The 14,169-nt window shown below is 71.3% G+C and carries 13 protein-coding genes; 11 read left to right on the forward strand and 2 right to left on the reverse strand.

Features of this window, described 5'->3' with window-relative positions; all coding sequences use genetic code 11:
• Positions 1-29 precede the first annotated feature (29 nt).
• From HQM25_RS12600 to HQM25_RS12610, 3 genes are all read left to right on the forward strand, one after another.
• Positions 30-653, forward strand: a complete 624-nt coding sequence (locus HQM25_RS12600; RefSeq protein WP_172990548.1) for a TetR/AcrR family transcriptional regulator — start codon at positions 30-32, stop codon at positions 651-653.
• Between the two features lie 222 nt (positions 654-875).
• Positions 876-1,943: an MBL fold metallo-hydrolase gene (locus HQM25_RS12605; protein ID WP_172990549.1), complete on the forward strand. Its 1,068-nt coding sequence runs from the start codon at positions 876-878 to the stop codon at positions 1,941-1,943.
• Complete coding sequence (locus HQM25_RS12610) at positions 1,940-3,286, forward strand: MFS transporter (RefSeq protein WP_172990550.1); 1,347 nt, start codon at positions 1,940-1,942, stop codon at positions 3,284-3,286. Before HQM25_RS12605 ends, HQM25_RS12610 begins: the two co-directional genes overlap by 4 nt.
• Here HQM25_RS12610 and HQM25_RS12615 read toward each other — a convergent pair.
• Together HQM25_RS12615 and HQM25_RS12620 are read right to left on the reverse strand one after the other, a co-directional pair.
• Complete coding sequence (locus HQM25_RS12615; protein ID WP_172990551.1) at positions 3,267-4,220, reverse strand: LysR substrate-binding domain-containing protein; 954 nt, start codon at positions 4,218-4,220, stop codon at positions 3,267-3,269. The two genes, HQM25_RS12610 and HQM25_RS12615, sit on opposite strands and share 20 nt — an antisense overlap.
• Positions 4,221-4,455: 235 nt before the next feature.
• Positions 4,456-5,838, reverse strand: coding sequence for an MFS transporter (locus HQM25_RS12620; protein WP_172990552.1), 1,383 nt, complete (start codon positions 5,836-5,838; stop codon positions 4,456-4,458).
• A gap of 131 nt (positions 5,839-5,969) precedes the next feature.
• Here HQM25_RS12620 and HQM25_RS12625 point away from each other — a divergent pair, with 131 nt between their 5' ends.
• From HQM25_RS12625 to HQM25_RS12660, 8 genes are all read left to right on the forward strand, one after another.
• Complete coding sequence (locus HQM25_RS12625; protein WP_172990553.1) at positions 5,970-7,577, forward strand: fumarylacetoacetate hydrolase family protein; 1,608 nt, start codon at positions 5,970-5,972, stop codon at positions 7,575-7,577.
• Complete coding sequence (locus tag HQM25_RS12630; protein ID WP_172990554.1) at positions 7,570-8,268, forward strand: GntR family transcriptional regulator; 699 nt, start codon at positions 7,570-7,572, stop codon at positions 8,266-8,268. The genes HQM25_RS12625 and HQM25_RS12630 overlap by 8 nt, the downstream gene beginning before the upstream one ends.
• An 18-nt stretch (positions 8,269-8,286) precedes the next feature.
• Positions 8,287-9,822, forward strand: a complete 1,536-nt coding sequence (gene hpaE, locus HQM25_RS12635; RefSeq protein WP_172990555.1) for a 5-carboxymethyl-2-hydroxymuconate semialdehyde dehydrogenase — start codon at positions 8,287-8,289, stop codon at positions 9,820-9,822.
• Positions 9,823-9,849: 27 nt separating this feature from the next.
• Positions 9,850-10,995 carry a 3,4-dihydroxyphenylacetate 2,3-dioxygenase gene (gene hpaD / locus HQM25_RS12640; RefSeq protein WP_172990556.1) on the forward strand — a complete coding sequence of 382 codons (1,146 nt, stop codon included), beginning with the start codon at positions 9,850-9,852 and terminating at the stop codon, positions 10,993-10,995.
• Between the two features lie 113 nt (positions 10,996-11,108).
• Positions 11,109-11,897, forward strand: coding sequence for a 2-keto-4-pentenoate hydratase (locus tag HQM25_RS12645; RefSeq protein WP_172990557.1), 789 nt, complete (start codon positions 11,109-11,111; stop codon positions 11,895-11,897).
• Positions 11,882-12,685: an aldolase/citrate lyase family protein gene (locus tag HQM25_RS12650; RefSeq protein ID WP_172990558.1), complete on the forward strand. Its 804-nt coding sequence runs from the start codon at positions 11,882-11,884 to the stop codon at positions 12,683-12,685. The genes HQM25_RS12645 and HQM25_RS12650 overlap by 16 nt, the downstream gene beginning before the upstream one ends.
• 71 nt (positions 12,686-12,756) lie before the next feature.
• Positions 12,757-13,554, forward strand: coding sequence for a transglutaminase-like domain-containing protein (locus HQM25_RS12655; protein ID WP_172990559.1), 798 nt, complete (start codon positions 12,757-12,759; stop codon positions 13,552-13,554).
• A 42-nt stretch (positions 13,555-13,596) separates the two neighbouring features.
• Complete coding sequence (locus HQM25_RS12660; protein ID WP_172990560.1) at positions 13,597-14,160, forward strand: hypothetical protein; 564 nt, start codon at positions 13,597-13,599, stop codon at positions 14,158-14,160.
• The last annotated feature ends 9 nt before the right edge of the window (positions 14,161-14,169 follow it).

Genomic DNA, 14,169 nt, shown 5'->3' on the forward strand with positions numbered 1-14,169 from the left:
GAACCGGGCTCCCCTGCCACACTGGTGCCATGTCGTCCCCCGCGCTCCCGAGCCCCGCGGCGCCGGCCGCGCCGCGCCGCGGACGCCCCGGATACGACCGCGCGCAGGTGCTCGAGGCGGCCGTCGCCCTCTTCATCGAGCAGGGCTACGACGCGACCTCCGTGGCCGACCTCGCCGCACGCCTGGGGGTGACCAAGTCGGCGCTGTACCACCACTTCGCCGCGAAGGAGCAGCTGCTCGCGCTCGCCCTCGACGAGGCGCTCGACGCCCTCGAAGGCGTGCTCGACGAGCCCGCCGCGACCGCCGGCACCCCCGTCGAGAGAGTGGATGCCGTGCTGCGCGGCGCGGTGCGGGTGCTGGTCGACAGGCTCCCGTACGTGACGCTCCTGCTGCGGGTGCGGGGCAACAGCGACATCGAGCGCGCGGCCCTCGCGCGACGGCGCGCCTTCGACCATCGCGTGACCGAGCTCGTGGCGGCGGCCCAGGCCGCCGGCCAGGTGCGCGCCGACATCGACAGCGCGGTGGCCACGCGCCTCATCTTCGGCATGGTCAACTCCCTCACCGAGTGGTACCGGCCCGGCGGACCGGTCGACGCCGAGCGCCTCGCCCACGACGTCGTCGCGACGGCGCTCGACGGACTGCGCACGCGCTGAGCGCGGCATCCACCCCCGACGCACCCCGTGCCGACGCCGTCCACCCGACGCACGCTGCTCCGCTGTCGCAATCTGCTGGGTGGGGCGCCGATTGCGACAGCGGAGCAGCGGTACTTCTCAGGCAGAACCTGAGAAGCATCGGGGTTTTTCCCGTTTGCGAGGGGTTAGCACCTCGGACGAGCATGTTCGCAACACCCGACGACGGATGCGAACGGATCGACGATGACCACCTTGAACCCCCGAATCATCACCCTCGGCACGGCCGGCGGCCCCCGCTGGTGGACCGGCCCGAACGCCGGACGCCGCGCGGGCATCTCCACCGCAGTCGTCGTCGGCGACGCCGTCTACCTCGTGGATGCCGGATCGGGCGTCGGCCGCCAGCTGATGCTCGCGGGGCTGTCGGTGGCGGACCTGCGCGGCATCTTCCTCACCCACCTCCACTCCGACCACACCGTCGACCTCGCCAGCCTCGCCCTCTTCGGCATGTTCAGCCTCACGCCGGGGCAGACGCCCATCACGATCCTGGGTCCCGGCGACCGCGGCATCCTTCCTCCCGTCTCCCCGCTGGCGACGAAGACGCCCCGCCCCCTGAACCCCGCCTCGCCCACCCCCGGCACCGCGGAGATGTTCGACCTCATGCTGCGGGCGCACGCGACCGACCTGAACGACCGCATCCTCGACGCGCTGCGTCCCTCGCCGCAGGTGCACTTCACCGCGCGCGACATCGCGATCCCCTCCCGCACCGGCTACCACCCGAACGAGAACCCGACCCCCGCGGGCATGGCGCCGTTCGAGATCTACCGCGACGACCTGGTCACCGTCACCGCGACGCTGGTGCAGCACCCGCCGATCGCTCCGGCGTTCGCCTTCCGCTTCGACACCGTCGAGGGGTCGGTGACCATCTCCGGCGACACCGCGCCCTGCGAGAACCTCACCCGGCTCGCCGCCGGCAGCGACCTGCTGCTGCACGAGGCGATCGACTTCGACTGGGTGGAGCGCAGCTACGGCGGGCTCGACGACGACGCGGCGCGGGCATCCATCTCGCACCATCGCCGGTCGCACACCTCTCCGGCCGACGCGATCGACATCGCCCACCGCGCCGGGGTCCCCACCCTCGCCCTGCACCACCTGGTGCCGGGCACCACCCCCGACGCCGTCTGGCGTTCGCACGCGCCGGGCTTCGACGGGACGTTCCTCATCCCCGACGACCTGGACACCATCCCGTTCTCCACCGCCGCGGTTCCCGCCGCGGCATCCATCGACGAAGATGAAATGGCGGTTGCATCATGACCACGACCGAGAGTCCGATGAAGGACACGACCGAGCAGCGACAGCAGGAGCACAGTCTCTCCTCGCCCGAGATGAGGCGCATCCTCACCTCGAGCTTCCTCGGCAGTGCCATCGAGTTCTACGACTTCATCCTGTACGCCACCGCCGCCTCGCTGGTGTTCAGCAAGGTGTTCTTCGTGAACCTCGACCCCGCTGTGGCGATCTTCAGCTCGTTCGCCACCCTCGCGGTCGGCTACCTCGCACGCCCCATCGGCGGCATCGTGTTCGGCCACTTCGGCGACATGCTCGGGCGCAAGGGCGTACTGATCCTGTCGATGGTGATGATGGGCGTGGCCACCACCTGCATCGGCCTGCTGCCCACCACCGCCCAGATCGGGATGCTGGCCCCCATCGCCCTGATCCTGCTGCGCATCGTGCAGGGGCTCGCCGTGGGAGGCGAGTGGGGCGGCGCGATGCTCATGGCCCTCGAGCACGCCCCCGCGGAGCGCCGCGGATTCGCGGCGAGCTTCGCGAACATGGGCGGCCCCGCCGGTGCGGTGCTGGCCACCCTCGCGGTCTCGGCCGTGTCGGTGCTGCCGACGGAGCAGTTCCTGGCGTGGGGCTGGCGCATCCCGTTCCTCGCGAGCGTGGTGCTCGTCGGCGTGGGGCTGATCGTGCGACTGAAGGTCAGCGAGTCGCCGCTGTTCCTGGCGCTGGAGACCGAGGCCGAGAAGCGCCGCCTGCCGCTGCTGGAGGTGCTCACCCGCTACCCGCGCAACGTCGTCGCCGGAACCATCGTCGGCATGAGCTCGTACACCGTGCAGGGGCTCATGACGGTGTGGGCGATCTCGTACGTCGTCGACCAGGTCGGCGTGTCGCAGACCGGCGTGCTCAACATCAAGGCGATCGGCGCGCTGCTCACGGTGATCGCGGTGTGGTTCTCGGCGCGCGCCTCCGACCGCCTGGGCCGCAAGCGGGTCATGGCGATCGGCATCATCGCGGGCGCGGTCGCCGCCTACCCGATGATCTTCCTCCTCGGCATCGGAGAGCTGTGGGCGTTCGCGATCGCCCTGTTCATCGCCAACGGCCTGGTGCAGGGCACGATCTTCGGACCGTTCGGCGCCTTCACGGCGGAGCTGTTCCCGACCCGCATGCGCTACACGGGCGCCTCGCTGGTCTACCAGCTCTCCTCGACCCTCGGCGCCGGATTCACGCCCATGATCGCCGCGGGGCTGGTGGCCCTCGCCGGCGGCGAGCTGTGGATGCTGGCCCTGGTGTGGGCGGGAACCTTCGTCGTGAGCGGACTGGTGCTGCTGACGATCAAGGAGGGCCGCACCCAGGACCTCACGAAGACGGAGTTCTGAGCGAGGATCCCCCGGCGCCCTCCGGCGCCGGGGGATCCTCGCCCACCCGCACGCAGAAATCGATCAGCGCCTGGAGCCGGAAGCTCGGGCGCTGATCGCTCGTGGTGGCGATGCAGATGTCGCTGTGGCCGATCTCGCCGTCGATCTCGACCGCCCGCACGGGCAGCCCGTCGTAGGTCAGGTCCACCGGCGAGCGCTGCACCAGCACGGTGTAGCCGAGCCCCCGGCCCACCATCCCCCGCACCGCCTCGAAGCTCGACGACCGCCAGCGCACGTGGGGGTCCAGGCCCGAGGCGCGCAGATTCGCGAGCTGGTTGTCGCGCACGCTCGGCACGTCGAGCTGGATGTAGTCCAGGTCGCGCAGTTCCTCGAGGGTGACCGCCGGCATCGCGGCGAGGGGGTGCGCGGCCGGAAGCAGCACGTAGGGCCGCCCGGGCTTGACGGTGTGGGCCTCGACGCCGGGCACGAGGTGGCGGCGGTGGGTGAGCACCGCGTCGAGGTAGCCCTCGATCATGCGCTGCTGCAGCACAGCGGCGTCACCCTCCTCGACCGTCATCTCCAGGCGCGGGTGCGGGCGGATGAAGTCGGCAGTGATCGCGGGCACCCAGAACGGCACGAGTGTGGTGTAGCAGCCGAGTGCCAGCGGGCCTACGAGGCCGTGCTGGCGCTCCGCGACCCGCGCCTGCACGTCGCCGGCCTGGCGGAGCAGGGGCCGGGCGTCGGCGAGGAACGCCACGCCGGCGGCGGTCAGCCCGACGCCCTTGGAGCGCCGGCGCACGAGCAGCTGCGCACCCACGCTGCGCTCGAGCTCGGTCACCGCCTGCGCGAGGGCGGCCGTGGACACGTGGCAGACCGCCGCCGCGGCGCTCAGCGATCCGTGCTCGGCCGCCGCGACGAAGTATTCGAGCTGGCGGAGCGTGAAGCCGACCTCCATGCGTTCACCGTACCCGCGCGGGCGCGCCGCGCCGCGGCATCCACCCCCGACGCAACCCGCGCCGCGGCATCCACCCCCGACGCACGCCGCTCCGCTGTCGCGATCTGCCCGATCAGGCGCCGATTGCGACAGCGGAGGCGCGAAGGTCGGGCGCGAGGCCCACTGCTCCGCTGTCACGAACGGCGCCGAGGGCGACCGATTGCGACAGCGGAGCAGCGGAGGTCGAGCGGTCGGGTCAGGCCCTCGACAGCCCGTAGACCGGGGACTTCGCCTGCTCGGCCTCATGGTCGGGGCCGAGCGGGATGCCGGAGCGGTCGCGCAGCAGCAGCGTGGCGACCAGGCCCAGCACCGTCATGCCGGCGAGGTACCAGGTGACGCCGTCGGTCGAGCCGGTGGCCTGCACGATCGCCTGCGCGATGGTGGGGGCGAACGCGCCACCGAGGATCGCGCCGAGCGCGTAGGAGATCGACACCCCCGAGAAGCGGATGCTGGCCGGGAACAGCTCGGAGTACAGCGCCGCCTGCGGGCCGTAGGTGAAGCCGAGGCCGATCGTCAGCACGCACAGTCCGAGCGCGAGCGAGACCACGCTGCCGGTGTTGACGAGGGGGAACAGCAGGAAGACGCCCGCCAGCTGCAGCACCCAGCCGATGATGTACGTCGTGCGGCGCCCGATGCGATCCGACAGCCAGCCCGCGACCCACGTGAACACCAGCCAGGAGACCGCCGAGAGCGTCACCGCGCCCAGCACGTCCGCGGTCGCAAGGCCCACGGGGCCGGCGGGATCGGTCGTGTAGCGCTGGATGTAGCCGCCCGTGGTCATGTACCCGACGGCGTTGTTGCCGGCGAAGACGAGCGCCGCGATGAGCACGAGCAGCGCGTGGTGGCGGAAGAGCTGGATGATCGGCATCTTCGTCTCCTCCTTGCGCTCGGCGAGCTCGGCGAACACCGGGCTCTCCTCCACGCGGCGGCGCACGTAGTAGCCGATGAGGATGAGGGCGACCGACAGCAGGAACGGCACGCGCCAGCCCCACTCCAGGAACGCGTCACCGGGCGCGATGAACGCCATGAGCGCCATGATGCCGGAGGCCAGGAGCAGGCCCAGCGGCACGCCGATCTGCGGCGACGCGCCGAAGACCCCGCGCCTCTTCTTGGGCGCGTGCTCGACCGCCATGAGCACAGCGCCGCCCCACTCGCCGCCCGCCGAGACGCCCTGCAGGATGCGCAGCACGATCAGCAGGATGGGCGCGGCGATGCCGATCGCGGCGTAGGTGGGGAGGAGCCCGACGAGCGTCGTGGCCGCTCCCATGAGGATGAGCGTCCACATCAGCACGACGCGCCGGCCGAACCGGTCGCCGAAGTGGCCGGCCAGGAACGCGCCGAGGGGGCGGAACAGGAAGCTGATGCCGACGGTGAGGAAGCTCAGGATCTGCGCGAAGCCCTCACCGGCGGGGGCGAAGAACAGCTGACCGAACACGAGGCCTGCCGCCGAGGCGTAGATGAAGAAGTCGTACCACTCGACGGTGGTGCCGACGACGGTCGCGAACACGACACGACGACGGTCGGTGCTCGCGGCGATGGTGCCGGTGGGGGTGAACCCGGGATCGGGCGATGTACTCATGGTGACTCCTGTGTCGTGTGCGGACGTCGTCGTCTCCGGCGAGCCGCTCGAAATTCGCGGTTGCCGGATGCCACATGATCATATACGATTTCGGATACGACGCAAGGGTCCACCGACGAGCGAGGGAGCTCATGAGCACCGACACCACGACCGACACCCGGTTCAGCGGCCTCCCCGGCCGTCCGGGCAAGATCGTCGCGATCCACCTCAGCTACGCCTCCCGCGCCGACCAGCGCGGACGCCGGCCGCAGCATCCCTCCTACTTCTTCAAGCCCTCGAGCTCGGTCGCCGCCTCCGGCGGCGTCGTCGAACGCCCCGCCGGCACCGAGCTGCTCGCCTTCGAAGGCGAGATCGCCCTCGTGATCGGGGATGCCGCGCGCCGCGTTCCGCTCGAGACCGCGTGGTCGCACGTCGCGTGGGTGACGGCATCCGATGATCTCGGCCTGTACGACCTGCGCGCCAACGACAAGGGCTCGAACGTGCGCTCCAAGGGCGGCGACGGCTACACCCCGATCGGCCCCGGCCTGATCGACGCCCGCACCATCGACCCGGCCGCGCTGCGCGTGCGCACCTGGCTCAACGGCGAGCTCGTGCAGGACGACACCGCCGCCGGCATGATCTTCTCCCTCCCGCAGCTGGTCGCCGACCTCTCGCAGCACTTCACCCTCGAGCCCGGCGACGTGATCCTCACCGGCACCCCGGCCGGATCGTCGGTCGCCCAGCCGGGCGATGTCATCGAGGTCGAGGTCGACGTGCCCGGCGGCCCCACCTCGGGCCGGCTGGTCACGACCGTCGTCGAGGGCGTCGCGCCGTTCGACGGCGCGCTCGGATCGCTCCCCGCCGTCGACGACCTGCAGCGCACCGAGGCCTGGGGGTCCCGCGAGGCCGCGGGCCTGCCCGAGCCGTTGCCCGAAACAGGTGATCCGGCGAGCGCAGGCCGTTCCGGCGCGGATTCTCCTGTCTCCGGCGGATCACCTGTTCTCGGCAACGGGGATGCCGCCCCCGGCCCCTCCCCCGCCGCAGGCCCCTCCCCCGCCGCAGGCCTCTCCCCCGCCCTGCGCGCCAAGCTCGTCGAGGCCCCGGTCGCCGGGCTCTCGGGCCAACTGCGCAAGCGGGGCCTGGACAACGTGCACATCGACGGCGTCGCCCCGCTGCATCCGGACGCCAAGCTCGTCGGCACCGCCCGGACGCTGCGCTTCGTGCCCAACCGCGAGGACCTCTTCCGCAGCCACGGCGGCGGCTACAACGCCCAGAAGCGCGCGTTCGACGCGGTCGGCGAGGGCGAGGTCATCGTCATCGAAGCCCGCGGCGAGACCGGCTCCGGCACGCTCGGCGACGTGCTCGCGATCCGCGCGAACGCCCGCGGGGCCGCCGGCATCGTCACCGACGGCGGGGTGCGGGATGCCGCCGCGGTCGCCGCGGTCGGCATCCCCGTCTTCACCTCCGGCGCCCACCCGGCCGTCCTCGGCCGCAAGCACGTGCCGTGGGATGTCGATCTCACCATCGCGTGCGGCGGCGCCACGGTGCAGCCCGGCGATGTGATCGTCGGCGACAGCGACGGCGTCATCGTCATCCCCGCCGCGATCGCCGAGGAGATCGCGGATGCCGCGCTCGCCCAGGAGGCCGAGGATGCCTGGATCGCGCAGCGCGTGGCAGAGGGGCACCCGGTCGACGGGCTGTTCCCGATGAACGCCGCATGGCGCGCCCGCTTCGAGCAGGAGGGAGGCGCCCATGCCTGATACGCAGACCGCGGCGCCGGAGAGCCTCAGCAAGTCGCAGAAGGCCTATCACTGGATCAAGCAGCGCATCGCCTCGCAGGAGTTCACGCCCGGCTACCGGCTCGTGCTCGGCTCGATCGCCGGCGATCTCGACATGAGCGTCGTGCCCGTGCGCGAGGCCATCCGCCAGCTCGAGGCCGAGGGGCTCGTGACGTTCGAGCGCAACGTCGGCGCCCGGGTCTCGATGGTCGACGACTCGCAGTACCGGTTCTCCATGCAGGCCCTCTCCATCCTCGAGGGCACCGCCACCGCGCTGTCGGCGCGCCGCCTCACCCACGAGGACATCGCGCGTGCGCGCGCCGTGAACGAGCGCATGATCCAGACCCTCGACCACTTCGACCCGAGGTCGTTCACGGCACTCAACCAGGAGTTCCACGCGACGCTGTTCGAGAAGTGCGCCAACCCGCGCATGCTCGAACTCGTCCGGGCCGAATGGGCCCGCCTCGGGCACCTGCGCGACTCGACGTTCAGCTTCGTCCCCGGTCGCGCCGCCGAATCCGTGCGAGAGCACGAGAACATCCTGCAGCTCATCGAGAGCTCCGCCCCGCTGGGCGAGATCGAGAAGGTGGCCCGCCGCCACCGCTCGGCCACGCTCGACGCCTACATGATCCACGAGCACCCCGACGAGACCCTCGGCCTCCCGGCGTTCTGAACTCCCGAAGGAGACACCATGACCGACACCGCCACCATCGCGACGCAGCGACACGTGCCCGCCGATCTGCCGGGCGGCATCCAGCATTACATCGACGGCGCGTTCGTCGACTCGATCGACGGCGACACCTTCGACGTGCTGGACCCGGTCTCGAACGAGACCTATCTGCAGGCCGCCGCCGGCAAGAAGGCCGACATCGACGCCGCCGTCGCCGCCGCCCGCCGCGCCTTCACCGACGGCCCCTGGCCGCGGATGCTGCCGCGCGAGCGCTCGCGCGTGCTGCACCGCATCGCCGACATCGTGGAGTCGCGCGACGCGCGGCTGGCCGAGCTGGAGTCGTTCGACTCCGGCCTGCCGATCACGCAGGCGCTCGGCCAGGCGCGCCGCGCCGCCGAGAACTTCCGGTTCTTCGCCGACCTGATCGTGGCGCAGGCCGACGACACCTACAAGGTGCCCGGCCGCCAGATCAACTACGTGAACCGCAAGCCGATCGGCGTCGCGGGCTTGATCACGCCGTGGAACACGCCGTTCATGCTCGAGTCGTGGAAGCTCGCCCCGGCGCTGGCCACCGGCAACACCGTGGTGCTCAAGCCCGCCGAGTTCACGCCGCTGTCGGCGTCGCTGTGGGCCGGCATCTTCGAGGAGGCGGGCCTGCCGCAGGGCGTGTTCAACCTCGTCAACGGACTCGGCGAAGACGCCGGAGACGCTCTGGTGAAGCATCCCGACGTCCCCCTCATCTCGTTCACCGGCGAGAGCCGGACCGGCCAGATCATCTTCGGCAACGCGGCGCCGTTCCTGAAGGGCCTGTCGATGGAGCTCGGCGGCAAGTCCCCCGCGGTCGTGTTCGCCGACGCCGACCTGGATGCCGCGATCGACGCGACGATCTTCGGCGTCTTCTCGCTCAACGGCGAGCGCTGCACCGCGGGCTCCCGCATCCTGGTGGAGCGCCCGGTGTACGACGAGTTCGTGCGCCGCTACGCCGAGCAGGCCGACCGGGTCGTCGTCGGGCACCCGCACGATCCCGCCACCGAGGTGGGCGCGCTCGTTCACCCCGAGCACTTCGACAAGGTGATGTCCTACATCGAGATCGGCAAGGGCGAGGCGCGCCTCGTCGCCGGCGGCGACCGCCCCGAGGGCTTCGAGACGGGCAACTTCGTGCGGCCCACGGTCTTCGCCGACGTGGCGCCCGACGCCCGCATCTTCCAGGAGGAGATCTTCGGCCCCGTCGTGGCGATCACGCCGTTCGACACCGACGAGGAGGCGCTGGAGCTCGCCAACGGTGTGAAGTACGGCCTCGCCGCTTACGTGTGGACCAACGACCTCAAGCGCGCCCACAACTTCTCGCAGGCCATCGAGGCCGGCATGGTGTGGCTGAACTCCAACAACGTGCGCGACCTCCGCACCCCGTTCGGCGGCGTCAAGGCCTCCGGCCTCGGCCACGAGGGCGGCTACCGCTCGATCGACTTCTACACCGACCAGCAGGCCGTGCACATCACGCTCGGCAAGGTCCACAACCCCACCTTCGGGAAGGCCGGCGCGCCGGCATCCCACTGATCGACCCACGCAAGCAAGGACGCTGACATGACCGACCGCAACGACATGACCCGCACCTCCTCCGGCTTCTTCGTGAGCCAGGAGGCGCCGATCCACACCGACAACCCGGTGCCGACCCCGCAGAGCCCCGCGCCCGACATCCTGCGCTGCGCGTACATGGAGCTCGTCGTCACCGACCTGGCGGCATCCCGCGAGTTCTACGTCGACGTGTTGGGCCTGTACGTCACCACCGAGGACGAGTCGAACGTCTACCTCCGTTCAACGGAGGAGTTCATCCACCACAACCTCGTGCTGCGCCAGGGCTCGGTCGCGGCGGTCGCGGCGTTCTCGTACCGCGTGCGCACCCCGGAGGACCTCGACAAGGCCGAGGCGTTCTACCGCGAGCTCGGCTGCGACGTGCGTCGCAACCCCGCCGGCTTCACCGAGGGCATCGGCGACTCGGTGCGCGTGACCGACCCGCTCGGCTTCCCGTACGAGTTCTTCCACGACGTCACCCACGTCGAGCGGCTGTCGTGGCGCTACGACCTGCACACCCCCGGCGAGCTGGTGCGCCTCGACCACTTCAACCAGGTCACCCCCGACGTGCCCCGCGCGGTGAAGTTCATGCAGGACCTCGGGTTCCGCGTGACCGAGGACATCCAGGACGACGAGGGCACCGTGTACGCCGCGTGGATGCGCCGCAAGCCCACCGTGCACGACACCGCCATGACCGGCGGCGACGGGCCGCGCATGCACCACGTCGCGTTCGCCACGCACGAGAAGCACAACATCCTCGCCATCTGCGACAAGCTCGGGGCCCTCCGCCGCTCCGACGCGATCGAGCGCGGCCCCGGCCGCCACGGCGTGAGCAACGCGTTCTACCTGTACCTGCGCGACCCCGACGGACACCGCGTCGAGATCTACACGCAGGACTACTACACCGGCGACCCCGACAACCCCGTCGTCACGTGGGACGTGCACGACAACCAGCGCCGCGACTGGTGGGGGAACCCCGTCGTGCCATCGTGGTACACCGAGGCATCCCTCGTGCTCGACCTCGACGGCAACCCGCAGCCGGTCGTGGCCCGCACCGACTCCAGCGAGATGGCGGTGACCATCGGCGCCGACGGCTTCTCGTACACGCGCGCCGGCGAGGACTCGATGCCCGAGTACAAGCTCGGCAACCAGCTCTGACCCCGGCGCCCGCCGCTCCGCTGTCACGAAGCGCGACTTCGGTCGCAGATCGTGACAGCGGAGCGGCGGACCGAGACACCGAACGAGACACACAGCACCGACTGAAGGAGAGGGTGGATGCTGCCCCCGAAGTGATCGAGCAGCTCGCCGCCGAGCTCGCCGAGGCCGACCGCGCGCACGGGGTGATTCCGCGCATCACGGCGCGGCACCCGGAGGCGACGGTCGAGGACTCGTACGCCATCCAGGGTGTGTGGCGCGACCGCATGGTCGCGTCGGGAAGGCGCCTGGTGGGCCGCAAGATCGGGCTCACCAGCAAGGCGATGCAGCAGGCGACGGGCATCACCGAGCCGGACTACGGGGTGATGTTCGACGACACCGTGTACGCGTCGGGCGACGAGATCTCCGTCGATCTCTTCTCGAACGTGCGCATCGAGGTCGAACTGGCGTTCGTGCTGAAGGCGCCGCTGGAGGGCCCGGACTGCACGCTCGAGGACGCCCTCGCCGCGATCGACTACGCGGTGCCGGCGCTGGAGATCCTCAACTCGCACATCGAGCTCGAGGGCCGAACGATCGTCGACACGATCAGCGACAACGCCGCGTACGGCGCGATGGTGCTCGGCGACGTGCGCAAGCGCCCCGACGAGATCGACCTGCGCTGGGTGCCCGGAGTGCTCTCCCGCAACGGCGAGATCGAGGAGACGGGCGTGGCCGCCGGCGTGCTCGGGCACCCGGCGACCGGCGTCGCATGGCTGGCGAACAAGTTCGCTGCCCACGGCGCGCGCCTGGAGGCGGGCGAGATCATCCTCGCCGGGTCGTTCACGCGCCCCATGTGGGTGTCGCGGGGCGATAGCGTGCTGTGCGACTACGGACCCATGGGAGTGATCGAATGCCGCTTCGTCTGAGCCCGACCTTCGGCGACCGACTCGCCGCCGCCGAACGGCCGCTCGCCGGAATGTGGGCGTGCTCGGGCTCGGCGCTGGTCGCCGAGATCTGCGCGGGTTCGGGGCTGGACTGGCTGCTCATCGACATGGAGCACTCCCCGAACGACCTCGCATCCACCCTCGCCCAGCTCCAGGCGGTCGCCGCCTATCCGATCACCCCGGTGGTGCGGGTGCCGATCGGCGACCCCGTGACGCTCAAGCAGGTGCTCGATCTCGGAGCGCAGAACGTGCTGGTGCCGATGGTCGACAGCGCAGCGGATGCCGCAGCCGCCGTCGCCGCCGTGCGCTATCCCCCGCGCGGCAGGCGCGGGGTCGGCTCGGCACTGGCGCGGTCGGCGCGGTGGAACCGGGTCGACGGGTACCTGGAGAACGCCGACGACCACGTGTCGCTGTTCGTGCAGGTCGAGACCGCCGCCGCGGTGGAGGCCGCCGCCGAGATCGCCGCCGTCGACGGGGTGGACGGGGTGTTCGTCGGACCATCCGACCTCGCGGCATCCCTGGGTCTGCTGGGGCAGCAGACCCACCGCGACGTCGTCGCGGCCGTGCGACGCGCGTTCGACGCCGTGCGCGCGGCCGGCAAGCCCGTCGGCGTGAACGCCTTCGACCCGGCCGCCGCACGGGACTACCTCGACGCGGGCGCCTCCTTCGTGCTCGTGGGCGCCGACGTCGCCCTGCTCGCGCGGGGCTCCGAAGCCCTCGCGGCGCGGTGGGTGACCCCCGACGACGGACCGGCGCGCACCTCGTACTGACCCCGGTCGAGGGCTGTCAAGCCCTCGACCGGGATTCGCGCGCGCGGCGCGCCGGTGCCAGTCTGGGGCGCATGCGCAGAGAAGTCTCGAGCCGCGTCACCCTGTCCGTGTCGGAAGACGCCGATCTCGTGTTCGCCATCGCCGTGTCCGGCCACTACACGCCCAGCCGCGAGTCGTTCACGGCCACCCTCGATGGCCGGCCGGTGCGGGTGCACGAGTTCCCCGACGCGCACGGCACCCGCCTCCACCGGCTGCGCAGCGCGCCGGGCGAGCTCGTGGTCGACTACAGCGCTCTCGTGCTGGGCGCCGGCGAGACCGCGATCGCGAACGAGGCCGATCTGGTCACGTACGTGCGGCCGAGCCGCTACGCCGAGTCCGACGCGCTCGCCCCCACTGCGGCCTCGGAGTTCGCCGGCATCGATGATCGCGCCGACCTGCTGCGCGCGGTGTCGTCGTGGGTCGGCACGCATCTGTCGTACGTGCCGGGGTCATCGCTGCCCACCGACGGCGCGACGCGCACGCTCCTGGCCCGCCAGGGCGTCTGCCGCGACTACGCGCACCTGTGCGTCGCGCTGCTGCGCAGCCTCGGCGTGCCCGCCCGCGTCGTCGCCGTCTACGCGCCCGGGCTCGACCCGATGGACTTCCACGCGGTCGCCGAGGCGTGGGTCAACGGCGGGTGGCGGGCGGTCGATGCGACCACCCTCGCCCCGCGGTCGTCGCTGCTGCGGGTGGCGACGGGGAGGGATGCGGCCGACACGGCGTTCCTCACCGTGATGTCCGGCCGCGCCGACCTGGGCGCCGTCACCGTGACCGCCACCGTCGACGACCTCCCCGGAGACGACCTCGACCGTCTGGTCTCGATCGCGTAGCGAACGGCGCCGCCGCGGCCGCGACGTGGCACAGTGAATCCCATGAAGAAGTGGATCGTTCGCTTCGGCTCGCTCCTGGCGTTCAACGTGATCGTGCTGCTGCTCATCGGATGGCTGACGCCCGCGCGCGTCGGCTGGTCGGCGCTGTGGGCGGGGATCCTGCTCACCGCGATCGTGGTGTGGATCAAGCCGCTCGTCGAGAGGTGGTTCCGCTCGATGGCGGCGAAGTCGGCGAACCGGCGCACGCGCGCGGGCGAGTGGCTCGTCGAGGCCTTCCTCACGTTCAGCGTCGCGCTGATCGTGTGGGTCGCGTTGGTGCTGCTGTCGGGGGTGAGCGTCGGCGGCGGGTTCTTCGGCTCGTTCTGGGGCTGGGTGCTGCCGCCGGTCATCCTGCTGATCGGCTGGGCGGTGTACGCCGTGATCGTCGACCGCCTGGAGGCGCAGGCGAGCGCCCTGTACGACAAGGCCGCCGGCGGCCGGGTCGCCGGTGAGACGGATGCCGCACCCGCCGTCCCGAGCCCGGAGGCGGACGCGGGCCGGCGCGAATTGCACGACGGCCTCACCGACGAGCAGCGGCGCATGCTCGACGACCTCGGCAAGAGCTGACGGCCTCCG

It is taken from the genome of Microbacterium hominis, assembly GCF_013282805.1.
Taxonomy (GTDB): domain Bacteria; phylum Actinomycetota; class Actinomycetes; order Actinomycetales; family Microbacteriaceae; genus Microbacterium; species Microbacterium hominis_B.